At 60.1% G+C, this 25,435-nt stretch carries 21 protein-coding genes; 10 read left to right on the plus strand and 11 right to left on the minus strand.

Annotation, left to right across the window (positions count from 1 at the left end; all coding sequences use genetic code 11):
- Positions 1-327: 327 nt before the first annotated feature.
- The 8 genes from SOP97_RS09410 to pilG all read right to left on the minus strand — a co-directional run bounded on the left by SOP97_RS09410 (position 328) and on the right by pilG (position 13,627).
- Positions 328-798 carry a chemotaxis protein CheW gene (locus SOP97_RS09410; protein WP_274089228.1) on the minus strand — a complete coding sequence of 157 codons (471 nt, stop codon included), beginning with the start codon at positions 796-798 and terminating at the stop codon, positions 328-330.
- 31 nt (positions 799-829) lie between these two features.
- Positions 830-1,849: a chemotaxis protein CheB gene (locus SOP97_RS09415; protein ID WP_274089227.1), complete on the minus strand. Its 1,020-nt coding sequence runs from the start codon at positions 1,847-1,849 to the stop codon at positions 830-832.
- A complete protein-coding gene (locus tag SOP97_RS09420; RefSeq protein ID WP_322949069.1) occupies positions 1,846-9,135 on the minus strand; it encodes an Hpt domain-containing protein in 7,290 nt (2,429 codons plus the stop codon). Before SOP97_RS09420 ends, SOP97_RS09415 begins: the two co-directional genes overlap by 4 nt.
- A 33-nt stretch (positions 9,136-9,168) precedes the next feature.
- Positions 9,169-10,026, minus strand: a complete 858-nt coding sequence (locus SOP97_RS09425; protein WP_322949047.1) for a protein-glutamate O-methyltransferase — start codon at positions 10,024-10,026, stop codon at positions 9,169-9,171.
- 69 nt (positions 10,027-10,095) lie between these two features.
- On the minus strand, positions 10,096-12,141 hold the full coding sequence (locus SOP97_RS09430; protein ID WP_274089225.1) for a methyl-accepting chemotaxis protein: 2,046 nt from the start codon (positions 12,139-12,141) through the stop codon (positions 10,096-10,098).
- An 84-nt stretch (positions 12,142-12,225) separates the two neighbouring features.
- Positions 12,226-12,762: a chemotaxis protein CheW gene (locus tag SOP97_RS09435; RefSeq protein WP_274089224.1), complete on the minus strand. Its 537-nt coding sequence runs from the start codon at positions 12,760-12,762 to the stop codon at positions 12,226-12,228.
- A gap of 44 nt (positions 12,763-12,806) precedes the next feature.
- Complete coding sequence (gene pilH / locus SOP97_RS09440) at positions 12,807-13,172, minus strand: twitching motility response regulator PilH (RefSeq protein ID WP_090250086.1); 366 nt, start codon at positions 13,170-13,172, stop codon at positions 12,807-12,809.
- A gap of 47 nt (positions 13,173-13,219) precedes the next feature.
- Positions 13,220-13,627 carry a twitching motility response regulator PilG gene (gene pilG / locus SOP97_RS09445; protein WP_090446514.1) on the minus strand — a complete coding sequence of 136 codons (408 nt, stop codon included), beginning with the start codon at positions 13,625-13,627 and terminating at the stop codon, positions 13,220-13,222.
- Between the two features lie 238 nt (positions 13,628-13,865).
- Between pilG and gshB the strand changes: the two genes are divergently transcribed.
- The 7 genes from gshB to SOP97_RS09480 all read left to right on the plus strand — a co-directional run bounded on the left by gshB (position 13,866) and on the right by SOP97_RS09480 (position 19,708).
- Positions 13,866-14,828, plus strand: coding sequence for a glutathione synthase (gene gshB, locus SOP97_RS09450; protein WP_274089223.1), 963 nt, complete (start codon positions 13,866-13,868; stop codon positions 14,826-14,828).
- A 56-nt stretch (positions 14,829-14,884) separates the two neighbouring features.
- Positions 14,885-15,781 carry an energy transducer TonB gene (locus SOP97_RS09455; protein ID WP_322949049.1) on the plus strand — a complete coding sequence of 299 codons (897 nt, stop codon included), beginning with the start codon at positions 14,885-14,887 and terminating at the stop codon, positions 15,779-15,781.
- 84 nt (positions 15,782-15,865) lie between these two features.
- On the plus strand, positions 15,866-16,435 hold the full coding sequence (locus SOP97_RS09460; protein ID WP_322949050.1) for a YqgE/AlgH family protein: 570 nt from the start codon (positions 15,866-15,868) through the stop codon (positions 16,433-16,435).
- On the plus strand, positions 16,435-16,878 hold the full coding sequence (ruvX, locus tag SOP97_RS09465) for a Holliday junction resolvase RuvX (RefSeq protein WP_322949051.1): 444 nt from the start codon (positions 16,435-16,437) through the stop codon (positions 16,876-16,878). Before SOP97_RS09460 ends, ruvX begins: the two co-directional genes overlap by 1 nt.
- Positions 16,879-16,909: 31 nt before the next feature.
- Positions 16,910-17,416 (plus strand): bifunctional pyr operon transcriptional regulator/uracil phosphoribosyltransferase PyrR, encoded by a 507-nt coding sequence (gene pyrR / locus SOP97_RS09470; RefSeq protein WP_322949052.1) that lies wholly within the window; start codon positions 16,910-16,912, stop codon positions 17,414-17,416.
- Between the two features lie 10 nt (positions 17,417-17,426).
- The gene (locus SOP97_RS09475) at positions 17,427-18,437 is read left to right on the plus strand and encodes an aspartate carbamoyltransferase catalytic subunit (protein WP_322949053.1); all 1,011 of its coding nucleotides are present in this window, start codon (positions 17,427-17,429) and stop codon (positions 18,435-18,437) included.
- Positions 18,437-19,708 carry a dihydroorotase gene (locus tag SOP97_RS09480; protein ID WP_322949054.1) on the plus strand — a complete coding sequence of 424 codons (1,272 nt, stop codon included), beginning with the start codon at positions 18,437-18,439 and terminating at the stop codon, positions 19,706-19,708. Before SOP97_RS09475 ends, SOP97_RS09480 begins: the two co-directional genes overlap by 1 nt.
- A gap of 53 nt (positions 19,709-19,761) precedes the next feature.
- On the opposite strand, the gene SOP97_RS09485 is transcribed toward SOP97_RS09480, so the two are convergent.
- Positions 19,762-20,160, minus strand: a complete 399-nt coding sequence (locus tag SOP97_RS09485; protein ID WP_311089592.1) for a TM2 domain-containing protein — start codon at positions 20,158-20,160, stop codon at positions 19,762-19,764.
- A gap of 157 nt (positions 20,161-20,317) precedes the next feature.
- On the opposite strand from SOP97_RS09485, the gene SOP97_RS09490 reads away from it, so the two are divergent.
- Both SOP97_RS09490 and SOP97_RS09495 read left to right on the plus strand, forming a co-directional pair.
- On the plus strand, positions 20,318-21,529 hold the full coding sequence (locus SOP97_RS09490; RefSeq protein ID WP_322949055.1) for a putative DNA modification/repair radical SAM protein: 1,212 nt from the start codon (positions 20,318-20,320) through the stop codon (positions 21,527-21,529).
- Positions 21,529-22,407 carry a TIGR03915 family putative DNA repair protein gene (locus SOP97_RS09495; RefSeq protein WP_322949056.1) on the plus strand — a complete coding sequence of 293 codons (879 nt, stop codon included), beginning with the start codon at positions 21,529-21,531 and terminating at the stop codon, positions 22,405-22,407. The genes SOP97_RS09490 and SOP97_RS09495 overlap by 1 nt, the downstream gene beginning before the upstream one ends.
- Here SOP97_RS09495 and SOP97_RS09500 read toward each other — a convergent pair.
- Positions 22,373-23,518, minus strand: a complete 1,146-nt coding sequence (locus SOP97_RS09500; RefSeq protein ID WP_274089213.1) for a PilT/PilU family type 4a pilus ATPase — start codon at positions 23,516-23,518, stop codon at positions 22,373-22,375. The genes SOP97_RS09495 and SOP97_RS09500 overlap by 35 nt on opposite strands.
- Positions 23,519-23,625: 107 nt before the next feature.
- The gene (locus SOP97_RS09505; RefSeq protein WP_322949057.1) at positions 23,626-24,660 is read right to left on the minus strand and encodes a type IV pilus twitching motility protein PilT; all 1,035 of its coding nucleotides are present in this window, start codon (positions 24,658-24,660) and stop codon (positions 23,626-23,628) included.
- A gap of 63 nt (positions 24,661-24,723) precedes the next feature.
- Here SOP97_RS09505 and SOP97_RS09510 point away from each other — a divergent pair, with 63 nt between their 5' ends.
- On the plus strand, positions 24,724-25,410 hold the full coding sequence (locus tag SOP97_RS09510; RefSeq protein ID WP_322949058.1) for a YggS family pyridoxal phosphate-dependent enzyme: 687 nt from the start codon (positions 24,724-24,726) through the stop codon (positions 25,408-25,410).
- Positions 25,411-25,435: the final 25 nt, after the last annotated feature.

Raw genomic sequence — 25,435 nt, forward strand, 5'->3', positions numbered from 1 at the left:
GCTTAKGCCTGTCGGATCTACGTCGCAGCGTTCCGTGCAAGTATCGGGCTTTGGCGATTATGGCCACCTCACCCCGCTGCGCCGCCTCATCCGCTTCCTGTTCGTCAGGCCAGCATTTTGCCTCGGGCTTCCTTCAGATTCGCAGTCGCCCGCGACACCCTTGCCTTCAGCTAACACTTCCCCTTGCCGGGTGTGTAGAGGACTTTCACCTCCAAGTCGCCAGGCTCACCACCACAGTGAACCCGACAGCGCCAGTCACGGCGCTACGCGCCATGCCTGGCGCACCATAAAAAAGCCCGCAGATGCGGGCTTTTCGGTTTTTAACGGTCAGATCAATCCAGCGTCAGCCAGCTTCTGTTCCAGCCCAAGCAGGTCGGGAATCTTGAGCACCGTGTCACCGAACTGCACCGCGTCCAACTCCAGTGGCGACAACGTGACATCAGCACGTACCAGCTCGGCACCGACCTTGATCGAGCGAGGAATACCTTGCACCAGTACGGCAATAAACTTGACCGCCGGGCGACCGCCCAAGGCATTGATCACCGCCACCCGCGAGCCCGAGCTAACAGTCGCCTGGCCATCCGACGCGGCCTCGAACGACAACAGCGGCAGGCGTAGATCACGCCAGGCAATCTGCCCGAGAAACCAGCTGGGCAACCCTTCGCTGACCTGCGGCGCGCGGTAAGGAATTAGTTCGGCGACCGCCACGTTGGGCAGCAGCAGAGTGCGATCAGTCAACGGCATCAGCAGGCCGGTCAGGCTAGTGACGCTGTTTTGCGTGGCGACAGCTTGGCTCATAAATTTATCCTGTACAGGGCACGGCCCCGGATTAACGGCACTGCTCGGCCAAGTGATTGACCAAGGCGCCGGCCAACTCGCGCGGGTCACCGCTAAAGCTGCTGTAACCGCCTTCGCGCAAGCTGTCGGGCATGCTCGGGCAGGCGCAACTGTCGGCCCGCTGGGTCCAGATCAAGCCACCCTGACGACGCACATAAGCCGCCGCCGCACTGCCATCACTGCCCATCCCGCTGAAGGCAATAACACCGCTCAGCGCAGCGAAATGCTGGGCCAGGTTAAGCATCATCTGGTCGATCGACGGGCTGTAGGGTTCCGGCCAGCCGCGTTCGGCTATCTGCATCTGGCCTTGATCGTTGAAGCCCAGCTCATGGCTGATCGGCACTACCACCACTTCACCGCAGCGCACGGCATCGCCGTGGCGGGCCGGGTTAACGTGCCATTGACTGTGGCGGCCCACAGCCTGCGGCAGCGAACTCTCAAAACTGGCAGCAATATGTTGGGCGTAGACGAAGCCTATCGGCAAACCGCCTGGCAAGGCATCGAGAAAGGCCTTTACCGCCGCAGGGCCACCCAAGGAAGCGGCCAGTAACCAAACCTGACGCGCCGGTTCGCCGGCGACCAGCGGGGTGTCCGCCAGTACAGCCGGTAAATCCAGACGCGACGGCCGCTGCGCTTCGGCCAGCAAGGCTTCCAAGCTAGGACCAACGGCTTGCGACGGGTCGCCCACCAGCTTCTTCAGCTTGCCGAACAGCCGCCGCTCCCAGCGTGGGTAGTTTTCCGAATGACGCTCAGGCGCATGGCCTTCGCCAAACAGCACGGGGACTACGGCATTTTCCATCAGGTTATCGATCAGCGGCGAATCATCCGACTGCGCCAGATCGACCAGCCATAAATCGGTCTCGCACGCACTCAGGGTAGCCTGATCGAGACGCGCCGGATCACTGTTCATCACCACCTGATAGCCGCTACCCGTCAGCGCTTGCTGCAGCACATGGCGCTGCAATGAGGTATCAGCAATCACCGCGATGCGGGCTGCAGTTTTATCGGTCATGTGCGGTTTACCGGCTGACGGCCCACCAGCTGCTGAATGGTTTCAAGCAACAAGGACTCTTGGTAAGGCTTACCCAGGTATTCGTTGACGCCGAGGCTCATGGCCCGCTCACGGTGCTTCTCACCAGTACGCGAGGTAATCATGATGATTGGCAGGTCTTTCAGGCCTTCGTCATGGCGCACCAGGGTCGCGACTTCAAAGCCGTCCATGCGCGGCATTTCAATATCCAGCAGCATGATGTCGGGCTTGCGCTCCTGCAGCTGCGAGATGGCATCGACACCGTCTTTCGCGGTCAGCACGTTCATGCCGTTGCGCTCAAGCAGACGGCTGGTGACCTTGCGCACGGTGACCGAGTCATCGACCACCATGACCAACGTCGGCCGATCCGCTTCAATCTCGGCGGCGCTGGCTGATTGCCTGAGCTGACGCGGCTGCAACTGGGTAAGCAGATGCGCGTGCAGCACACGAATGGTCGCCAGCAGATCAAGAATCACCACCACGCGGCCGTCACCGAGGATGGTGGCACCGGAGATCCCGTGCACGCCGGCGAACTGCGGGCCGAGGCTCTTCACCACGATCTCGCGGGAACCAGCCAGGGAGTCAACCTGCACCGCCACCGCGTGCTCCTTGGAGCGCACCAGAATCACCGGCAACGGTAAGCTTTGGCCAACCAGTTTGGGCTGCTGGCCGTTGTTTAGCAGATCGCCGAGGTAGCGCAGTTCATAGCTCTGCCCGGCATACTCGAAGCGCGGCGCATCGGGGGCGTAATAGGCTTCCAGCTCGTAGGGCGAAACCCGCACGATACCTTCAATGGTGTTCAACGGAATGGCGTACAGGTCTTCACCGGACAACACCATCAGCGCGCGGTTAACCGACACGGTGAACGGCAGACGAATAGTAAAGGTGGTGCCGGTGCCCGGCAGCGACTCGATGCTCATCGAGCCACCGAGCTGCTTCACTTCCGAGTGCACCACATCCATGCCGACGCCACGGCCGGAGATCTGCGTGACCTTCTCAGCCGTGGAGAAGCCGGCCTCGAGAATAAATTGCAGGATTTCGTAATCGCTCAGGTCGGAGTCTGCGTCCATCAAGCCGCGCTCAATGGCTTTGCGCTTGACCGCATCCAGGCGAATACCGCCGCCGTCATCCGCCAGGGTCATGACGATATCGCCACCCTCACGGCCGAGCGCCAGGCGAATAGTACCCTGCTCCGGCTTACCGGCAGCACGCCGCACATCAGCGGCTTCAATGCCGTGGTCGACGGCGTTGCGCAGCATGTGCTCCAGCGGCGCGACGATACGTTCGAGGACGGTACGGTCCATCTCGCCATCGGCGTTGCCGACGACAAACTCAACTTGCTTGCCCAGCTCACCGGAGATCTGCCGCACGATACGGCGCAAACGCGGTACCAGACGGTCGAACGGCACCATGCGCGTGCGCATCAAGCCTTCCTGTAGCTCCGAGTTGACCCGCGCCTGCTGCAGCAACAGGGTTTCCGCATCGCGGTTACGCGCCGCCAGGGTTTCTTTCAGGTCAAGCAAGTCGGAAGCCGACTCAAACAGGGCGCGCGACAACTGCTGCAGCTGCGAGTGACGGTCCATTTCCAGCGGGTCGAAATCTTCATAGCCCATACGCTCGGCTTCAGCCTCGATACGGCTGAGGATCTGCGCCTGAGTTTCAGTATCGAGGCGGCGCAGCTGGTCGCGTACACGGTCAATGGTGGCTTCCATTTCACTCAGGGTGAAACCAAAGTCACTGACCTGCTGCTCGACCCGTCCCCGGAAAATCGAGGTTTCACCGGCCAGGTTAACCAGGCCTTCAAGCAGTTCGGCGGGTACCTTGACCAGCTCCTGTGGCGCACGGCGGGATGCCGCTTCCTGCGCGGCTTCTTGTGCGCGGCGCACGAATGGCAGCACCTTGGCCACCAGCTCCGGCGCAGGCAGCGCACTGGCCGCCACAATCGGTGTGCTCAACTCCGGCAGGCGAGCTGCTGGCGCAGGCGTGTGTGCACTGGCGGTGTCGTCAAGCAGGCTGTCATTCAAGCGCTGGCGCAGAACCTCGAGTTCCTGCTGCAACCCTTCGAAGCCCGACTGCACATCGACAAACAGGCTCTGCGGCCAAGGTGCGCCCTGAACCTGTGCTTCAGTTAGATGCTGTTCGAGGTTGTGGCTAAGGTCGCCCAAACGCTTTTGCCCGGCTAGGCGTGCACCGCCTTTGAGGGTGTGCAGGGTGCGCAACATATCATCGATGGCGCTGGCGTCTTCACGATCAGCTTCCCAGCGGCCAATCGAAACTTCCATGGCTTCCAGCAGGTCATCCGCTTCCTCAAGGAAGATGTCGAGGATGTCCGACTCACCTTCATCGGGCTGATCTTCGGCGGCTTTAAGCGCAACCGCAGACGGCATACTCAGCTGCTCATCCGGGTTGGCGCGGAAGCGCTTGATGGTGTCGATCAGCTCCTCACCACTTGGCACGCTGTGCTTGCCGCGCACGGCTTCGAGCATCTCAGCCAGGCTGTCGTGACAGGCCTGCAGCAGGCTGAACAACTCTTGACTGGCACGCAAACGGCCATCGCCAAGGCCTTCGTAGAGGAATTCCAGCTCGTGGGCCAAGTCACCGATTTCACGGATTTCAGCCATGCGTGCACCACCCTTGAGGGTGTGCAGATCACGCTGCAGCGATTCCAGTTCAAGGCTGTTGTTGACGTCGTCCATCCAGCGCTGCAATGCCGCACCGGCGCTGTCGATGATGTCGAAACCTTCCTCCAGGAAGATCTCCACCAACTCTGGATCGCGTTCGTCTTCAATGGCCGCGGGGGCCGGCGCTGCATCGAGCTGCTCGGGCGCAATATCCGCAAGTTCAACCGCGTCCGTTTCAGGCTCGGGATCGAGCAATTCGGGATCGTCGAACTCGACGACAGGCAGCTCGGTCACCTCGATGTCTAGCGACTCAGCCGCTAATGGCTCGCTGTCCAGCGCGTCTTGCGGCTCATCGGTGAGAATACCGAAGTCGATTTCTTCATCGGCTTCGGGCTCAGCCTCTAACAGATCTGACAACTCGATCACCGGCACGGCTTCGGCTTCGGCTTCGGCTTCGGCTTCGGCTTCGGCTTCGGCAGCAGGTTCGGGCATCGCGTGGCTGACCGGCAAGCTTTGCCCACCACTCTGGCGGAAACTGCGAATGGCCTCAATCAACGCCACCGGGGAAGGCATCGCCGCGCGGGCCTGCAACTGCTCGAGCAATTGCGCCAAGCTGTCATGGCTTTGCTGCAGGAGACTCGCCAACGCCGGGGAGGCGCTGTAACGGCGATCCACCAGGCCTTCGTACAGCGATTCGAGTTCATGGGCGAGATCGCCAATCGGACGAATTTCGGCCATGCGCGCACCACCTTTGAGGGTGTGCAGATCACGCTGCAGGGATGACAGTGCGGCTTTGTTGTCTGGGTCAGCCAACCAGCGCTCCAGCGCCTGGCCGGCACTGTCCAGAATATCCACGGCTTCTTCGAGGAAGATCGACACCATTTCTTCGTCGAGCGATTCATACAGCGAAGCAGTCGGCTGTTCAGCCAGCGGCTCGCTAACAGGCTCAGTAGACTCAAGCAGCGCGTCGAGTGGCAGCGCATCGAGCGACAACGGCTCAATCACTTCATCCGGCTCACCCACGCTAAGTTCTGCCAACGCAGCCGTGGCGTCTGTCAGTTCAACAATCTCGATACCGGCAGCACCGTTGTTAGACAACAGCGCCAGGGTATTAGGATCCAGCGCCTCCATCATCAAATCACGCAGGGCTTGCACGCGCTCAGGAGCAGCGCTTACCTGCAAGCCCGCAGCCACCTGATCCATCATGCCGATCAGGGCTTCGTGAGCTTGCTCAGCTTCGCTGAAGAAGCGCTCGCTGACAGCCAGGCGGCCTTCTTCCACGGCGCCATAAAGGTCGAGCAAGGCTTCGCAGAGTTCGTCTATCTGCGGCAGATCGGCCATTTCGGCGCCGCGGCCCAGGGTAGTCAACTCATCCAACAGTGAGCTGAGTTCCTGGCGTTCGGACGGATGCTCACGCCACTGGCGTAGCAGGTCTTCGGCATCCAGCAGGATATCCATGCCTTCGGCGAGGAAGATGCTGATCATCTGCGGGTCGCGCTTTTCCCCACCCTGCTCGCTCTGTCGGCTGTTTTCCGCCTGTTCGAGGCGCTCATTGTGCAGCTTCTGCACGCGCTCAAGGAACTCGGCAGCACCCGGCAATACGCCCAGAGGTTGGCTTTCCAGCTGCTCAAGCCCGAGACGGAAGAGCTTTTCTGCGCTGCTCAACAATTCCGCTTCGGCCAGGTCCATGGGGATCAGGTTGGCTTTAAATTCCTTAACCAGCTTCTCTAGCGGCGAAGCAATCTCAGCCACCGGCAGAATGCCGGCCATCGAAGCACTGCCTTTAAGGGTGTGCAAGGCCCGCTGCAAGTCGTCGGTTACAGGCTGCGGCAGCTCCTGAGCACAGTCAGCCAGGAAGCCAACCAACGTATCGAGGTGCATCTCCGCTTCGTTGCGGAAAATTTCCAGCAACTGCGGGTCCAGACCTTCAGCGTCTGCGCCGCTCTCGTCGGTAGCGCTGGGCAGACCCTCGGGCTCAGCTACCTGCTCAACCGGGGCTTGAGGTTTTGGGAGACTTCGGCCTTTGGCCAAGGCATGGGCCGTGGCGGCCAAATGGTCGACATCGTCACGCTGACGTTGTGCCTTACTGGCAAACTCATCGACCAAGGCCGGCATCAGGGCGACCACGTCGGCAATCACCTGCTGCACCTCGGCACCCGGTTGAATGCTGCGGTCGAGCACGCGGTTGAGCAGGTTCTCAATCGACCATCCCAACTCACCGATCACCAACGCGCGGACCATGCGACCACTGCCCTTGAGGGTGTGGAAGGCGCGGCGAATTTCGCTCAGGGCATCTTTGTTATCGGTGTCCGCGCACCACTGCGGAAAATACTCGGCGATGGTTTCCAGCACTTCGCCCACCTCTTCGATAAAGACTTCCATAAGCTCTTCATCAATCGGCTCTTCATCGGCCGGCGGCGGTAGCAGGCTTGGCGGTACATCGTGCGCAGGTGGGTTGATCGCCTGCACGGGAGCGGCCATGACATCGGCCATCGACAGCGCTTTTTCAGCAACAGGCGGCGCCGACTCCTCGCTTGGCGGGGCGCTCGGCAGGTCAACTTCAGGTAACTCCAGCGCGGCCAGCTCGTCTTCACCCCAATTGGCTGGGCTATCGCTGACATCCAGCTCAAAGCTGTCGAGCGACAACTCCTCGCTGGGTAATGACGGCTCTTCCACGGTTTCCGCCTGAGGCAACAGCTCGGCGTCACTCAGATCACTACTGAAGTCGATCAGCTCAAGCTCAGCCGACGGCGCATCCAGGGCGGTAGAATCTAAATCCGCAAACTCAGCACTGAAGTCATCCGTCAAATCCAGGCTCAGCGGTTCATCGTCAAGCGCCGGCGGACTGACTTCGGGCTCGGGCTCGGGCTCGTCACGCAACACCTCCATATCGAGCAGCGGATCAGCCAATGGCGCGAAGGTTTCTGCAGGCGTGTCGATGCGGTCAAGAATCGACGGCTTTTCTTTAAGCGGATAACCCAGGCTGTCGAGGCTTTCCTCGGCCACATCAAGGATCAGATCGCCTTGGCTGGCATGGTCTTCAGCCAGGCGTTCGAGGTAATACTCAACACTGGTAATGGCGTCCGCCAGGGTGTCGAGGTTTTGCCAGTTGGGCACGGCCTTGCGCGCCAGCAGTTGTTCTTGGATATAGCGGTTGCAGGCATTGAGCAGATCGGCGGCGCGCTGCAGCGGAATCATCGCCAGACCGCCACGCACCTGAGTCAGTAGCTCGGGCACGCGGGCCAAGTGTTCATGGTTCCACTGCGAGGCGATAAATTCGATAATCGCGTCTTTGGCCTGCTCCAGGCCGGTGCGCGCTTCTTTGATTACCAGCTGGTGAATCTGCGCCACATCGGTAGTCGGCAGGTGGCTTTCTTCACGGCCGCCGTCCTGTGCGGGGCCAACCATGCCAGCCAGAGTGGCCTCGACATACAACAGCGCACCGGCGACATCCATCAGCACCGCATCGCTGGGCTCGCCCTGGCCTTTGGCCAAGCCGTTGATCACATCGAGTTGGTCGACAATCACTTTACGCGGCTGGCTAAAGCCCAAAACCGCAAGGGTATCGGCAATTTGCTTGAGCGGTGCGGCCAGCGCCTCCAGGTCAGCCACCTGAGTGCGGTCGCTGCGTACGAATAGATCGAGGCTGTCTTTAACGCGGACCAACTCTTCACAGAGCGCGGCCACCACCGAACGCATAGCGTCGCGGTCAGGACCGGCCAGGCGTGCACGCTCTTCATCGACAACATCGTTGTCCGGCAGTGCATCGTCGAGGCGGTATTGGTCTTTAAGGCCACGTACGCGCGGTGATTGAGCCGTGGATTTCGCCACGTAGAACAGCAGGTTCTTACTCAGCTCATCAGGCGCCGGCTGATTCAGACCTTCAGCCCCCTGCTCAAGCAGACGCTTGAGTTCTTTATCCACCTGGCGCAACAAGGTACGCACAGAAGAGCCATTGGCTACGCTGCCGTTGGCCAGGCCTTCGACCACGCCCGAGGCGATCTGCCACAGCGGGCCAAGAGGCGAGTCTTTGCACAGGTTTTCCAGGCGGGCGAACACCCGTGCCATGTAACCTAGGTTGGTCGGTAAGTCCTGATTGCGGATCACCCCCACCAAGGCCATCTGCAGCATCTGCCGCAGCTTACGTAACAGCCCTGGTAACTCGGCGGTGCTTAGCTGTGCGATCGAATCATTGGACAGCGCCGCATTGCGTCCGGACATATCCGGGGCAAACAGGCTGGTCTCCGAGAGCAGTTTTTCCCCGCGGGCAGCGCGCAGGTCATTGAGTAACGGCAGCACGACCATCGGCAGGTCGCGGCGGGCAGTCTGGATACGGTCGAGGTACACCGGCAGCTGCAGAATCGACTGCATCAGCACTTCCAAGGCTTCGCCCTGGTTACTCACCCGTCCTTCAATCAGCGCACCAGCCAGCTGTTCCATTTCCTCAGCGAGCAGCGCCGCGCCGAAAAACTCGACCATCTGCAAGGTGCCCAGCACCTGATGCACATAGGTCTGGCAGAAACGCATGCGCGTAGCGTCCTGGGGGTTCTCAACGAACGCCTCCAGCGCCTGACGCGCCTGTTTCAGGGTTTCCGCGATCTCGCCTTTAACCCATTCCAGGGCGACATAATCGTGCCGATCACCCATAGCCACTCCACTCATAAACTTGGCTCTTCTGCCTTATCCCTTGCGGGTAAACGCCAGCACTCGCTCGTCGGCCACCGGAATCAACTCCGGATGCTGCCAACCCGCTACTTCACCTACTCCGACCACCAGCAGCCCTCCGGGCACCAAGCGCTCAGCCAGGCGATTAAGGATCTCGCGGCGCCGCCAGCGACGAAAATAGATCAACAAGTTCTGACAAAAAATAACGTCCATACCGGACATGGGCGCCTTGGCCAGCTCCAATACATTGAGCCGGGCGCAACACACGCGTGCGGCCAGGTTCGGCAGCACTTTGAAACGTCCATCATCCTGGGCCAGGAAGTAGCGCTGGCACAGGTCAGCATCCAACTGTTCCAGACGGCGCGCGCCGTATTGGCCATCGCGCGCCTTATTCAGCGCATTCAGGCTGATATCGGTGCCCGTTACGCCAAAATGCTCCGAATACTCACTTTCACGTAAGACTTCTGCAGCGCTAATGGCCAGCGAATAAGGCTCTTCGCCGCTGGCACAGCCTACGCTCCAGAGCGCCCATGGCTCTGTCATGCCTTGCTGCAAGCGCTCACGCAAATAGCCCTCAAGCACATCAAATGACGGCCGATGGCGGAAAAAACGGGTTTCTTGCACCGTCAGCCGATCCAGCAGGGTCGACCACTCCACGGCACCGCGGGGACCATCGGTGACCTGCTGGTAGTACGTGGCGTAATCCGTCACGCCCAGCTCACGCATTCGCGCACTCAGATTGGTTTGCAAAAACGCCTGCCGCCGCTCATTCAGAACGACCCCAGTGCGCTCCTCAAGCAGCACCTGCCAGTCACGAAACTCCGTGGCTGTCATGTCTGCCAGAGGCTGCAAGGCCCAAACGCCTGACTGCATGTCGTGCCCCTCGCTTACGGCCATAGCCCGCTGTGCAACAGGCTTTCCAGCCTGTTGCACAGCAACCAATTAAGCCTGCTCACCACCCGGCAAGGTAAAACCGGATACCGACTTACGCATCTCACTGGCCATCTTGGCCAGGTTACCAATGCTCTTGGCGGTGGCAGTGGTACCGGAGGAAGTTTGCGAGGTGATCTCTTGGATCACGTTCATCGTGTTGGAAATGTGGCCTGCCGAAGAGGCCTGCTGGCGTGCCGCGTTAGAGATGTTCTGAATCAAGGCCGCGAGGGTCTTGGATACCTTCTCGATCTCTTCCAGTGCAACCCCGGCATCCTGCGCCAGACGCGCACCGCGCACCACTTCGGAAGTCGTTTGTTCCATCGAGATAACGGCTTCGTTGGTGTCGGTCTGAATCGTCTTAACCAGTGCCTCGATCTGCTTGGTCGCAGCCGAGGAACGTTCTGCAAGGCGTTGTACTTCGTCCGCTACCACAGCGAAGCCTCGACCCGCATCACCGGCCATGGAGGCCTGAATCGCGGCGTTCAGTGCGAGGATGTTGGTCTGGTCAGCAATGTCGTTAATCAGGCTAACGATGTCACCGATCTCCTGGGACGATTCACCGAGGCGTTTAATACGCTTGGAGGTGTCTTGGATCTGTTCACGGATGTTATCCATGCCGGTGATGGTGTTGTGCACCACTTCGTTGCCTTTGTTGGCGATGGCTACGGAACGTTCCGCTACCGCGGAGGACTCCGAGGCGTTCGCCGATACCTGGTCAATCGACACGGCCATTTCGTTGATCGCCGCAGAAGCACCGGCAATTTCCTGGGCCTGGTGCTCGGAAGCCTCGGCCAGGTGCATCGCCGTGGCCTGGGTTTCCTGGGCCGCACCGGCTACCTGAACGGCGGTCAGGTTAATCGTGGCTACCAGATCACGCAGCTGGTCGATGGAGTAGTTGATGGAGTCAGCAATGGCACCGGTGAAGTCTTCGGTTACCGTCGCGGCTACGGTCAAGTCACCATCGGCGAGGTCGGCAATTTCGTCGAGCAGGCGCAAAATCGCTGTTTGGTTACGTTCGTTCTTCTCGGCGGTGGAGGCCAAGCGACTGTTGGTTTCGCGCACCATCACCAAACCGATCAGGATGATCGAAGCCAGAGCCAAAGCACCCAGCACATAACCGATCAGGGTGTTGATCGCGCGGCCACTGGACTGCGCTTCAAAGCCGACAGCCAATTCAGACGCTTTGTCCAACAGGGTCTGCGAAACGCTGAAGATCACGTTAGCCGACTCACGTACCTGGAACAGCTCAGGTGAGGTTTCGAGAATCTCGTCCACCGAGCCGGAAACGAACTCAAACAGCTCGGAAATTTCCGCGAGACGCTCAAGAGCCTCCGCGTCGCCCACTTGGGTAATTTCCATGGCCGCGTTGCCTTCAAGCATCGCGCTCAACACACGCCCGAACAGGCTGGCGTCACGGCCGAACATGTCAGCGGCTTGAACCGAGTCTTGATCACCGGCCAGTACCTTGTTGACCGAACCGAGGATACGTTCTGCCAGCAAGGATTGACGCTGAGCAACCGAGACCTGGGCCGCCGGCGCGCCGCTTTCCAGCAGAATGTCGACCACTTCTTCGTACTCGACCTGCAGCTGCGGAATAGTTTCAGCGAGCGTGGCGGCTACCTGGTGCAACGACAGAACAGTCTGTTCGTTGGCCAGAATGGCGTCGGTGTTTTGCCGCAGCGTATCCCAGTCCTGCTGCACCGCAGTCATCTGCGGCTGCAGGGCCTCTGGAGCAGCTGGCAGACCGGTCTCTTCGTTACCGTCAGTCAGATAGCCCCAACGCGCCTGAAAGTCATTGCGGGCGTCACGCAGCAAACCGAACGCTTCTGGCGTACCGGCGGCAGCTTCAGAGGAGTTCTTGGCAATACGCTGGGACAGTACGCGCAGCTCACCGGCGTGGCCGATGTATTCCGTGTCGTAGTTGGATTGGGTGTTGATGTAGGCGAAGTTGGCGAACAACAAAACGATCGACACGATCAGGACAATAAACAGCCCTGCGATCAATGTGCTACTGCGCGCACCTGCTAACAAATTACCTGCATTTAGTTTTTTCATTTACTGGCCCCCGCCTGGACCGACCGCACTACGGTTCCCATGTAACGCCAAAAGGCCGGCAATGCCGACCCCACCGATAAACTGTTAATACGCCACGTCGAGAAAACCCGCGTTCTGGGCCAGCGCGTGTGGGCTGAACACCAGCCAGGGCTGTTCACGTTGAAATACTCCGTGGATAAAAGGTGTGATGGACGCCTCGAGCGGCGGCAGCTGCTCGGAGAAGGTGTCCACTGGAAAATGCTGCATGCCAAACACTTCATCGACCGTAAGACCCGCAAAGACCTCTTGGTGATCGACGACTAACACTCGGCGTTTTTTGCGCAGCGGCGACAACTCATTGCCGAAGAAACCGCACAGATCCATGACCGGCAGCAAGCGTCCGCGCACGTTGGCTACGCCCTTCACCCAGCTTTTCACGCCGGGCAACAGGGTGTGACGCGGCTCATGCAGAACCTCGCCGACCTCACCCATGGGCGCAACAAAAAAGCGCTCGCCCATGCGAAAACCGATACCGCTCCAGGTTTGCACGACCGCTTGCTGCGAAGGCAAGCCAGCCGCCAGCGAACGACAAAGCGCGTCGATATCCAGAAGGGTTTGAAAAGGTGTTTGCGCGTCCGACATGCCAGCTGCGGCCTTATTGTTTTTTAATTGCCGACTGACTCGGTTTAACCGGCCAATACTGCATTCAAGGTTTTAACCAGGGTGTCTTCATCAACCGGCTTGGTCAGGTAATCCTTCGCACCCTGGCGCTTGCCCCAGACCTTGTCGGTTTCTTGATCCTTGGTGGTGACGATGATCACCGGGATATGGCTGGTGTCGGCATCTTTGGTCAGCTGGCGGGTCGCCTGAAAGCCATTGAGGCCAGGCATAACGATATCCATCAGCACCGCATCCGGCTTTTCCTGGCGTGCCAGGGCAACGCCATCGGCGCCATTTTCCGCTTTAAGTACTTGATGACCGTGCTTTTCAAGCATGGCGGTCAGTTTGTACATTTCAGTCGGCGAGTCATCAACAATCAGAATTCGAGCCATGGTGTTTCCCAATACTTTAAAAAGACGCGCAGCTGGTCAGCCAGGCGTCAGGACGCTTGTTCCACCGGAATAAAGTCGGGCACATGAGCCTTGATCGCCCCAAGCAGCTCTTCTTTGCTGAAGGGCTTGGTCAGGTATTGATCGGAGCCGACGATGCGCCCTTTGGCTTTATCGAACAAACCATCTTTAGAAGACAGCATGATCACCGGGGTGGATTTGAAAGCGCTGTTGTTCTTGATCAAGGCGCAGGTCTGATAGCCATCGAGTCGCGGCATCATAATGTCGACAAAAATGATATTTGGGTGAGTATCGGCGATCTTTGCCAAAGCATCGAAGCCGTCAACTGCGGTAATTACCTCGCAGCCCACCTTTTTCAGCAGGGTTTCCGCGGTGCGACGAATCGTTTTCGAGTCGTCGATCACCATCACCCTCAAGCCCTCGGAATGCTGTTCCATGTTTGCCCTACCATCGCCTCGGTGAGTCGTTATTTTTGCGTTATATCAGTGCGCCTGAGACCCTGTCACCGACGGGCTACCTCCCAATCGTCGGGCCTTTTTAGCACACTCTCCAGATGCAATCTATAAGCCGGCTGGGCCAAGGTTTTTCCTTGACCACCTGGCTTGTCAACGCCACCCTGACGCCATATCGCGTCCAGTCACACCCTAATCGCTACCATTTACGGAGAACACCGCCATGAGCGTCCGCCTCGGCATTGTCATGGATCCCATCGCCCAGATCGCCTTCAAGAAGGACAGCTCGCTGGCCATGTTACTGGCCGCGCAAGCGCGCGGCTGGACCCTCTTCTATATGGAACAGAAAGATCTTTACCAAGCCAAGGGTGTCGCACGCGCTCGGCTTTCAGAGCTTAAGGTATTCAACGATCCGCAACGCTGGTTCGAGCTGGGCAGTGAGCAGGATGTCGCGCTAAGCGAGCTGGATGTGATCCTGATGCGCAAGGATCCGCCCTTCGACAACGAGTTCGTCTACTCCACCTACCTGCTGGAGCAAGCCGAGCAAGCCGGCACGCTGGTGGTCAACCGCCCGCAAAGTCTGCGCGACTGCAATGAAAAGTACTTTGCCACCCAGTTCAGCCAATACACCCCGCCGACCGTGGTCAGCCGTAGAGCCGACATTCTGCGCGAGTTTGCCAAAGAGCAGCGTGACATCATTCTCAAACCACTCGATGGCATGGGCGGATCGATGATATTTCGCCATCGCGAAGGCGATCCCAACCTTTCGGTGATTCTCGAGACCCTGACCAATCACGGCCAGCAGCAGATTATGGCTCAGGGCTATCTGCCGGCGATCAAGGATGGCGACAAGCGCATCCTGATGATTGACGGCGAACCCGTGCCTTATTGCCTGGCACGGATTCCAGCGGCCGGCGAAACCCGTGGCAACCTCGCCGCCGGTGGCCGCGGCGAAGCCAGACCTTTGAGCGAACGCGACCGTGAAATCGCTGCCGCCGTCGGGCCAACCCTGCGTGAGAAAGGCCTGCTGTTCGTCGGCCTGGACGTGATTGGTGAACACCTGACCGAGATCAACGTCACCAGCCCGACCTGCATCCGCGAGATCGATACGGCCTTCGATACACGTATCGGCGAGCGCCTGATGGACAAAATTGCCGAGAAGCTCAATGCGCGCAGTGCTTCATAGACTTTTCCATGCACCCTCGGCAGACTGCGCGGCAACCTGAGCAGACCCGGCATGCAATGAACGCAACAGCCCAACTCCCAGAATTTCCCAGCGCCGGCGTACAGCCGGCGGACCGCTTGGGCTTTACCCTGTTCCTCGCTGCCGCGCTGCATGCCGCACTGATTCTTGGCCTGGGGTTTACCCTGGCCGAGCCCAGCCAGATCAGCAAAACCCTGGAGATCACCCTCTCCACCTTCAAAAGCGAAGAAAAGCCTAAAGAGGCGGACTTCCTCGCCCAGGACAATCAACAGGGCAGCGGCACCCTGGAACACAAAGCAGCGCCGAAAACCACTGAGCAGGCGCTGTTCCAGGACAGCGAGGTGAAGCGCGTAACCCCACCCGCCGCGCCGCAACAGCCCGCCGTGCGCCAGCAAGCCCCTAAAGCAGCTGTCGCCACGCGCGCCCCGCAACAACAGAAAACCCCGGTCAAACGCGAAGAAGCCAAGCCCACGCCGCAAACCCGACCAGCGCCGGTGTTTGACAGCGCTCAACTGTCGTCGGAGATTGCCAGCCTAGAGGCTGAACTGGCCTTGGAAGTGCAGCAGTACGCCAAACGCCCGAAGGTCCATCGCATCAGCGCGGCCTCAACCATGCGCGACAAAGGTGCCTGGTATAAAGATGAGTGGCGCAAAAAGGTTGAGCGCGTCGGCAACCTCAACTACCCCGATGAAGCACGCCGCCAGGGCATCTACGGCAACCTGCGCTTACTGGTATCGATCAACCGCGATGGCACGCTGTACGAAGTGCAAGTACTGGAATCCTCCGGACAGCGCCTGCTCGATCAGGCAGCACTGCGTATCGTGCGCCTAGCCGCACCGTTCGCGCCGTTCACCGGAGACCTGGCTGATGTCGACCGCCTGGAAATCATCCGTACCTGGCGCTTCGCCCGCGGCGACCGCCTGTCGAGTAACTGAGCAGCGACGCAAAACCAGCCAGGGACCATCACGGCTCAACGTATGGGCTTGAGGCTTGCCACGCAAAGCTCCAAACTACCCCCCATGAAAGACGCCAGCCCCAGCTACCTCAAGCACCATTTCCTGATTGCCATGCCGAACATGGCCGATCCGCGTTTTGCGCAGACCGTTACCTACCTGATCGACCATAACGCCCACGGTGCGATGGGCCTGGTGATCAACAAGCCTAGCGGCCTCAACCTGGCCGACGTACTCGAACAGCTGCGCCCGGATGAAGAGCCACCGGTGCTGTGCCAGAGCCTGCCAATTTTTAACGGCGGCCCGGTGCAGACCGACCGCGGCTTTGTCTTGCACCCCAGCGGCCCGCAGTACCAAGCGACACTGGAGCTGGGCGAGCTAGGCCTGTCGACCTCGCAAGACGTGCTGTTCGCGATTGCCGACGGCATCGGCCCGGATAAATACCTGATGACCCTCGGCTATGCCGGCTGGGACGCCGGTCAGCTGGAAGCTGAGCTGGTCGACAACGCCTGGCTCACCTGCCCTGCAGACGCGAGCATCCTCTTCGACCTGCCCTTCGACCAACGCCTGAATGCCGCCGCTGCTCGCCTGGGCGTCAATCTCAGCCTGCTTAGCTCACAAGCCGGACACGCCTGATGACTGAAACCAAGACAAAACCGCTGCGCCTGCTGCTGGGCTTCGATTACGGCAGCAAGCAGATTGGTGTCGCAGTCGGCCAGGTCATCACCGGACAAGCCCGCGAGCTGTGCATCCTCAAGGCGCAGAACGGCGTACCCGACTGGCAGAAAGTCGAAGCGCTGGTCAAGGAATGGCAGCCGGACGCCATCGTTGTCGGCCTGCCGCTGAACATGGACGGCACGAAAAGTGAGATGAGCGAGCGCGCAGAAAAATTCGCCCGCCGCCTTAACGGCCGCTTCAACCTGCCCGTACACACCCACGACGAGCGCCTGACCACCTACGAGGCCAAAGGCCAACGCCTGCAACAGGGACAAACCAGCGGCTACCGCGAACGCCCGGTCGACGCCCTTGCCGCCGCCCTGCTGCTGCAAGGTTGGCTTGAAGAAAACTGCCTGGGCTAACCCCCACTAAGATTGCACCTGGAGTGTTGCCATGAGCTTACCCAACCCGGCCGAACTGCTGCCGCAAATGGCCGCCGCCCTGACCAGCCACCTGAATAAACGACGGATCAGCGAGCCGCGCTTTATCGGCATCCGTACCGGCGGTGTCTGGGTCGCCCAAGCGCTACTTGCCGCGCTGAACCGCCAGGACGCCCTGGGTATTCTTGATGTGTCGTTCTACCGTGATGACTTCACCCAAAACGGCCTGCACCCTCAGGTGCAGCCGTCCGAGCTGCCGTTCGAAATCGAAGGTCAGCACCTGGTGCTGATCGACGATGTACTGATGAGTGGCCGCACCATCCGCGCAGCGCTTAACGAACTTTTCGACTACGGCCGCCCGGCCAGCGTAACCCTGGTCAGCCTGCTCGACCTGGATGCCCGCGAACTGCCGATCCGCCCGGATGTAGTCGGTGCAACCCTGTCACTGGCGGTGGATCAACGGGTAAAATTATCCGGACCCACGCCCCTGACCCTCGAACTCCAGACGCTTGCCAACTGAGACTCGCCCGATGACGACCCAAGCCGCCAAGCGCCCGCTGCAGCTTAACGACCAAGGCCAGCTGCGCCATTTCCTCTCCATCGATGGCCTGCCGCGCGAACTGCTGACCGAAATTCTCGACACCGCTGACTCCTTCCTCGAAGTTGGCGCCCGTGCGGTGAAAAAGGTCCCGCTGTTGCGCGGCAAGACCGTGTGCAACGTGTTCTTCGAGAACTCCACGCGCACCCGCACGACTTTCGAACTGGCGGCTCAGCGCCTGTCAGCCGATGTCATCAGCCTGAATGTGTCGACCAGCTCAACCAGCAAGGGCGAAACCCTGTTCGACACCCTGCGCAACCTCGAGGCCATGGCCGCCGACATCTTTGTCGTGCGTCATGCGGATTCCGGTGCTGCGCATTTTATCGCCGAGCACGTGTGCCCGAACCTGGCGATTATCAACGGCGGCGACGGTCGCCACGCGCACCCGACCCAGGGCATGCTCGACATGCTGACCATCCGCCGCCACAAAGGCAGCTTCGAGAACCTCTCGGTGGCCATCGTCGGTGACATCCTGCACTCGCGGGTGGCGCGCTCCAACATGCTCGCGCTGAAGACCCTCGGCTGCCCGGATATTCGCGTGATCGCGCCGAAAACCCTGCTACCGGTCGGCATCGAGCAATACGGCGTCACCGTGTACAGCGACATGGCCCAAGGTCTCAAAGATGTCGACGTGGTGATCATGTTGCGCCTGCAACGTGAGCGCATGAGCGGCGGCCTGCTGCCCAGCGAGGGCGAGTTCTACCGCCTGTTCGGTCTCACCGAGCAGCGCCTGAAACTGGCCAAACCCGATGCCTTGGTCATGCACCCAGGCCCCATCAACCGGGGCGTGGAGATCGAATCGGCCGTAGCCGATGGTCCGCAATCGGTGATTCTCAACCAGGTGACCTACGGCATCGCGATCCGCATGGCCGTGCTGTCCATGACCATGAGCGGGCAGAACGCCCAGCGCCAACTCAATCAAGACGCTGAGGAGCAGAACTGATGCGTATGCGTATCCTCGGCGCCCGGGTAATTGACCCCAGCAGCCACTTCGATCAGCTCGCCGATATCTTTGTTGAAAGCGGCAAGATCGTCGCCATTGGCCAGGCGCCAGCCGGCTTTGTTGTCGAGCAAAGCATCGATGCCCAAGGCCTTGTGGCCGCCCCAGGTCTGGTCGACCTGAACGTCGCCCTGCGCGAGCCGGGTTATAGCCGCAAAGGCAGCATCGCCACGGAAACTCTGGCGGCAGCCGCTGGCGGCGTCACCAGCCTGTGCTGCCCGCCCTTTACCAAGCCAGTACTGGACACCCCGGCGGTGGCCGAGCTGATTCTTGACCGCGCTCGCGAAGCCGGGCACACCAAGGTGTTCCCGATTGGCGCGCTGAGCAAAGGCCTGGAAGGCGAGCAGTTGGCCGAACTGGTCGCGCTACGTGACGCCGGTTGCGTGGCCTTCGGCAACGGCCTCGATAGCTTTCGCAACAACCGTACCCTGCGCCGCGCGCTGGAATATGCAGCCACCTTCGACCTGACGGTGGTCTTCCACTCGCAAGACCATGACCTCGCCGAAGGCGGCCTGGCCCACGAAGGCGCAATGGCCAGCTTCCTCGGCCTACCGGGCATTCCGGAAAGCGCGGAAACCGTGGCTCTGGCCCGCGATCTGCTGCTGGTTGAGCAGACCGGTGTACGCGCGCACTTCAGCCAACTGACCAGCGCCCGTGGCGCCCAGCTGATCGCCGACGCACAGGCCCGCGGCCTGCCAGTGACTGCCGATGTGGCGCTGTACCAACTGATTCTCACCGACGAAGCACTGGAAGGCTTCTCCAGCCTGTATCACGTGCAACCGCCACTGCGCACCGCCCGTGATCGTGACGGCCTGCGTGCCGCGGTAAAAAGCGGCGTAATTAGCGCCATTGCCAGCCACCATCAGCCGCACGAACGCGACGCCAAACTGGCCCCGTTCGGCGCGACAGAGCCGGGTATCAGCAGCGTGCAACTGCTTCTGCCATTGGCCATGAGCCTGGTACAAGACGGTTTGCTCGACCTACCGACCCTACTGGCACGCCTAAGCAACGGCCCGGCCGATGCGCTGGGCCTACCGCTTGGTCGGCTCACGGTCGGTGCTGCGGCCGACCTGCTGCTGTTCGATCCACAGGCATCGACGCTGGCAGGAGAAAGCTGGTTTTCAAAAGGCAGCAACTGTCCGTTTATGGGCCACTGCCTACCCGGTGCGGTGCGCTACACCCTGGTTGATGGGCACATCAGCTACCAGGCGTAAGCCGCGCAGGATGAAAAAGCCCGCCAATTGGCGGGCTTTTTTGTATCAATACCTTAGCCGCGTTCGGCGTTTTTAATCGACACCTGGGTATTCAATGTCCAGAAGTCATACAGCACGCCCAACAGAAACAGGCCGCCGGTAAACAGGTAAATGATCCCGGTAATCCACTTGCCTTGGTACATACGGTGCACGCCGAAAATACCGAGGAAGGTCAGCAGAATCCACGCTACGTTGTAATCGGTATCACCGGCGGTAAAACGCAGATCCGCTTCTCGATCCATGGCCGGGATCAGAAACAGGTCAACGATCCAGCCGATAAACAGCAAGCCGAAGGTGAAAAACCAGATGGTCCCGGTGACCGGTTTGCCGTAGTAGAAACGGTGTGCGCCGAGAAAGCCGAAAATCCACAGCAAATAGCCGATGAGTTTGCTGTGCGTGTCCTGTCGCTGCATATGCGTGCCTCCTGATGGCTGATAACGCTTTGACGCCACACTCTACGCAAGGTTCGCCGAGCGGGGCAATCCGCTGAGCAGACTGCAAAAGCAGCGCTTGCGGCCTACCTAAGATTATTAAATACTGTATGCATAAACAGTTATTTCAGGCGCTACCATGCAGCTGATCGAGAAACTCACCGTGCTCGCCGACGCCGCCAAGTATGACGCGTCCTGCGCCAGCAGCGGCGCGCCCACACGCAGCTCCAAAGGCAAGAGCGGCATCGGCTCAACCAGCGGCATGGGTATCTGCCACAGCTTCACCCCTGATGGTCGCTGCGTGGCCCTGCTGAAAATCCTGCTGACCAACTTCTGTCTGTATGACTGCCAGTACTGCGTTAACCGCCGCTCCAGCGACGTGCCACGCGCGCGCTTTACCCCGGAAGAAGTGGTGACCCTGACTATCGACTTCTACAAACGCAACTGCATCAGCGGGCTGTTTCTCAGCTCCGGGATCATCCGCTCCGCCGACTACACCATGGAGCAGCTCATCCGCGTGGCTAAATTGCTGCGCGAAGAACATGAGTTTCGCGGCTATATCCACCTCAAAACCATTCCGGACGCCGACCCGCTACTGATCGCCGAAGCCGGGCGCTATGCCGACCGCCTCAGCGTGAACATCGAGTTGCCCACCGAGGCCAGCCTCGTCCGCCTGGCACCGGAGAAACAGGTGCGTACCATCAAGCAGGCCATGCAGTCGATTCATCTGGGTGAAAGCGAAGCCCGCGCTGAAGTTCGCGCGCCACGCTTCGCGCCCGCCGGGCAAAGCACACAGATGATTATTGGCGCCGACGCCACCGATGACAGCATCATCCTGCACACCGCCGCCTCGCTTTATGACAATTATCGGCTGCGCCGCGTTTACTACTCGGCCTTCAGCCCAATCCCGCAAAGCCCAAATACCGTGCCCTTCGAAGCGCCGCCGCTGCTTCGCGAACATCGCCTGTATCAGGCGGACTTCCTCATGCGCGGTTATGGTTTCGAGGCCAGCGAGCTGCTCACCGGTCCCGGTAATCTGGCGCTGGATATCGACCCGAAACTGGCCTGGGCACTGAACAACCGCGAGCATTTCCCGGTTGACCTCAACCGCGCCGAACCCGCCATGATTGCCCGCGTGCCCGGCATCGGCGTACTCAGCGCAAAACGCTTGGTCGCGCTGCGCCGCCAGCGACGTATCCGCTTTGAAGACCTCACGCGTTTGCGCTGCGCCCTAGAAAAGGCCAAGCCGTTTATCGTCACCCAAGACTACCGGCCACTGCAGGCCAGCCGCGAATCACTCCTCTTGCGCCAGCAATTGAGTGAAACACCGACCCAGATGGCACTGTGGTAATGCACAGCGCACATTTCGATGGCAGCTTTGCTGGCTGGCGTGATACGGCCCGCGCGCTGCTGCGCCAGGGTCTGGCACCGCATCAAGTCAACTGGCGGGGTGACGGCGACCGCGGCGGCCTGTTTGACCAAGCACCCAGCCCTGTAAATACAACGCCTGCAGCTGAGGCGCCGCGTATCCCCAGGCAACTGCTAGCGCTGCTGCAGAGCGCGGCATGCTTTCGTGTCGAGGACCGCTGGAGCCTGTTGTACCGAATTCTCTGGCGCGTCGCTCAGGGTGATCGCGCCGCCATGCTGCCCGGTGATATCGACGGCAGCCAGCTGCACAAGCGACTCAAGGCGGTACGCCGCGAAGCCCATCATTTACATGCCTTTTTGCGCTTTCATCCACGCCCGGAACACGCCGAAGGGCCACAGCTGGTGGCCTGGCATGAGCCCGCCCACGACATTTTGGCCAGCGCCAGCGGCCACTTTGCCGAGCGCCTGGGACGCAGCACCTGGTTGATTGCCACACCAGATGACGGCGTGTACTGGGATGGCCAGCGCCTGCATTACCAAAAGCCCTGCCCCCCGGAGTGGCAACGCCTGGCGCAAACGCCCGAGGATGATGGTGAAGCGTTGTGGCTGGCCTATTACGGCAGCACTTTCAATCCAGCGCGGTTAAACCGCAGCGTATTGGAAACCAACATGCCGGTGCGGTTCTGGAAAAATCTGCCCGAAGGCCCGCTGATTCCAAAGCTGATGAGCCAAGCCCGCGCCGGCGCGCAGCGCGATGGCCAGGCCGAGGCTGTCGCGCGCCAGGGTGGCAAACGCATCCGCCACACCAACGCGACACCATTGCCATTCAGCGGAAACGCCGACCCGGATCGTCCTCGCTGACTTCCAGCGACAAGCCCTGGCTCATGCTGCTCAGGTGATCGCCATCGGTTTCCGAACCGAGCTTGATCATCAGACGCAGGTCGTTGGCCGAATCCGCATACAGCAGCGCATCTTCGTAGGTGATCTCACCCTGGCTGTAGAGGGTGTAAAGCGCCTGATCGAAGGTTTGCATGCCCTGTTCGGTGGAGCGCTTCATCAGTGCTTTGAGTTCGTGCACATCACCCTTGCGAATCAGGTCGGCCGCCAGCGGGGTGTTGATCAACACCTCGATCACCGCGCGACGGCCCTTGCCGTCTGGGGTCGGGATTAATTGCTGAGCAACGATGGCCTTGAGGTTCAGCGACAAATCCATCCACACCTGATTCTGCCGGTCCGCCGGGAAGAAGTTGATGATCCGGTCCAACGCCTGGTTAGCGTTGTTGGCGTGCAGGGTTGCAAGGCAAAGGTGGCCCGTTTCAGCGAAGGCTACCGCATGGTCCATGGTTTCTCGGGTGCGCACCTCACCGATCAGAATTACATCCGGTGCCTGACGCAGGGTGTTCTTCAGTGCCACTTCGAAAGATTCGGTGTCGATGCCCACTTCGCGCTGAGTAACGATGCAGCTCTGATGCTGGTGAATGTACTCGATCGGGTCTTCGATGGAGATGATATGGCCGCTGCTGTTCTTGTTACGGTAGCCAATCATCGCTGCCAGCGAGGTTGATTTACCGGTACCGGTAGCACCGACAAACAACACCAACCCGCGCTTGGTCAGCGCCAGCTTCTTGAGGATTTCCGGCAGTTTCAGCTCATCCAGGGTCGGAATATTGGTTTCGATACGGCGCAACACCATGCCGGCCAGGTTGCGCTGGTAGAAAGCACTGACGCGGAAACGGCCAATACCGCGGGCGCTGATGGCGAAGTTGCACTCGTGATTCTCGGTAAAGTCGCGGCGCTGTTGTTCATTCATCACCGAATGCACGGTTTCACGGGTCTGCTCAGGCGACATGGGCGTCTTGGTGATCGGCATGATCTTGCCGTTGACCTTCATCGACGGCGGCACGCCAGCGGTAATAAACAAGTCAGAGCCGCCCTTTTCGACCATCAGGCGCAGCAGTTTTTCGAATTCCATCGTTGTTCGCCCATGTGCATCACGCGGTTATGCAAGCGCCAGCGGCAGGCGCGTGTGTTGCCGCTGAGCTGAACCCGACAGGCGACGGCCTGCCAAGCGCTGTCGATTTAGAAGTTTTCCGGGGTTTTGGCCTTCTCGCGCGCCGCTTCACGGCTAACGATGCCCTTGGAAACCAGGGTCTTCAGGCAAGAATCCAGGGTCTGCATGCCCAGCGAGCCACCGGTCTGGATGGCCGAGTACATCTGCGCGACCTTGTCCTCACGGATCAGGTTACGGATGGCCGGGGTACCAATCATGATTTCGTGGGCCGCCACGCGACCGCCGCCAACTTTTTTCAGCAGGGTCTGCGAGATCACCGACTGCAAGGACTCGGAGAGCATGGAGCGGACCATGGACTTCTCTTCGGCCGGGAATACGTCAACCACGCGGTCGATGGTCTTGGCCGCCGAGGTGGTGTGCAGAGTGCCGAAGACCAGGTGGCCGGTTTCCGCTGCCGTCAGGGCCAGGCGGATGGTTTCCAAGTCACGCATCTCACCGACCAAGATAATGTCCGGGTCTTCGCGCAGCGCCGAGCGCAGGGCCTCGGAGAAGCCGAGGGTGTCGCGGTGCACCTCGCGCTGGTTGATCAGGCACTTTTTCGACTCATGCACGAATTCGATCGGGTCTTCGACCGTCAGGATGTGGTGGTACTTGTTGCTGTTTATATAGTCGAGCATCGCCGCCAGGGTGGTCGACTTACCGGAGCCCGTGGGCCCGGTGACCAACACCAGGCCACGCGGCACATCGGAAATCTTGCGGAAGATCTCGCCCATGCCGAGGTCTTCCATGCTCAGCACTTTCGACGGAATGGTCCGGAAAACTGCACCGGAGCCGCGGTTCTGGTTGAAGGCGTTAACCCGGAAACGCGCCACACCCGGCACTTCGAAGGAAAAGTCGGTCTCGAGGAACTCCTCGAAATCCTTACGCTGCTTGTCGTTCATGATGTCGTAGATCAGCGCATGCACTTGTTTATGGTCCAGCGCAGGCAAGTTGATCCGGCGTACATCACCGTCAACCCGAATCATCGGAGGCAGGCCAGCGGAGAGGTGCAGGTCCGATGCACCTTGCTTGGCGCTGAAGGCCAGCAATTCAGTGATATCCATGGGACTCCCTAATGACAGACAAGCAGGTAGAATGCCGCAAAACCCAGGCGGCGGGCGCGAGTAATGTCCACGATAGCAGAGAATATTGCAAAGGTCGGAGTGCGCATACGTGAGGCGGCGCAAGCCTCACAGCGAGATTGTGGGTCTATCGGCCTGCTCGCGGTGAGCAAAACCAAACCGGCTGCGGCGGTGCGTGAAGCATTTGCCGCCGGCGCCCAGGACTTCGGCGAGAACTACCTGCAGGAAGCGCTGGATAAACAGGCCGAGCTGTATGACCTGCCACTGACCTGGCACTTCATTGGCCCGATCCAGTCGAACAAAACCAAGGCCATTGCCGAGCACTTCAGCTGGGTGCATTCGGTGGACCGCCTGAAAATCGCCGAACGGCTGTCGGCGCAGCGACCGGCACACTTGCCGGCGCTGAATATCTGCCTGCAGGTCAATGTCAGCGGCGAAGCCAGCAAGTCCGGCTGTCACCCCGATGAACTCCCGGCCCTGGCACAAGCGGTTACACAACTGCCCAACCTGCGCCTGCGCGGATTGATGACCATTCCCGAGCCCACTGACGACCCCATTGAGCAACGCGCCGCCTTCGCCCGTTTACGCGAACTGCAGCAAGGCCTGAACCTGGGCCTCGACACTTTATCCATGGGCATGAGCCATGACCTGGAAGCGGCCATCGCCGAAGGTGCAACCTGGGTGCGCATTGGCACTGCACTGTTCGGCGCACGTGATTACAGCAAGACCTGATTGAACTTGTCTTGAGCCTTTATTG

The sequence above is a fragment of the Pseudomonas spirodelae genome (genome assembly GCF_034653255.1).
In the GTDB taxonomy this organism is placed as follows: domain Bacteria; phylum Pseudomonadota; class Gammaproteobacteria; order Pseudomonadales; family Pseudomonadaceae; genus Aquipseudomonas; species Aquipseudomonas spirodelae.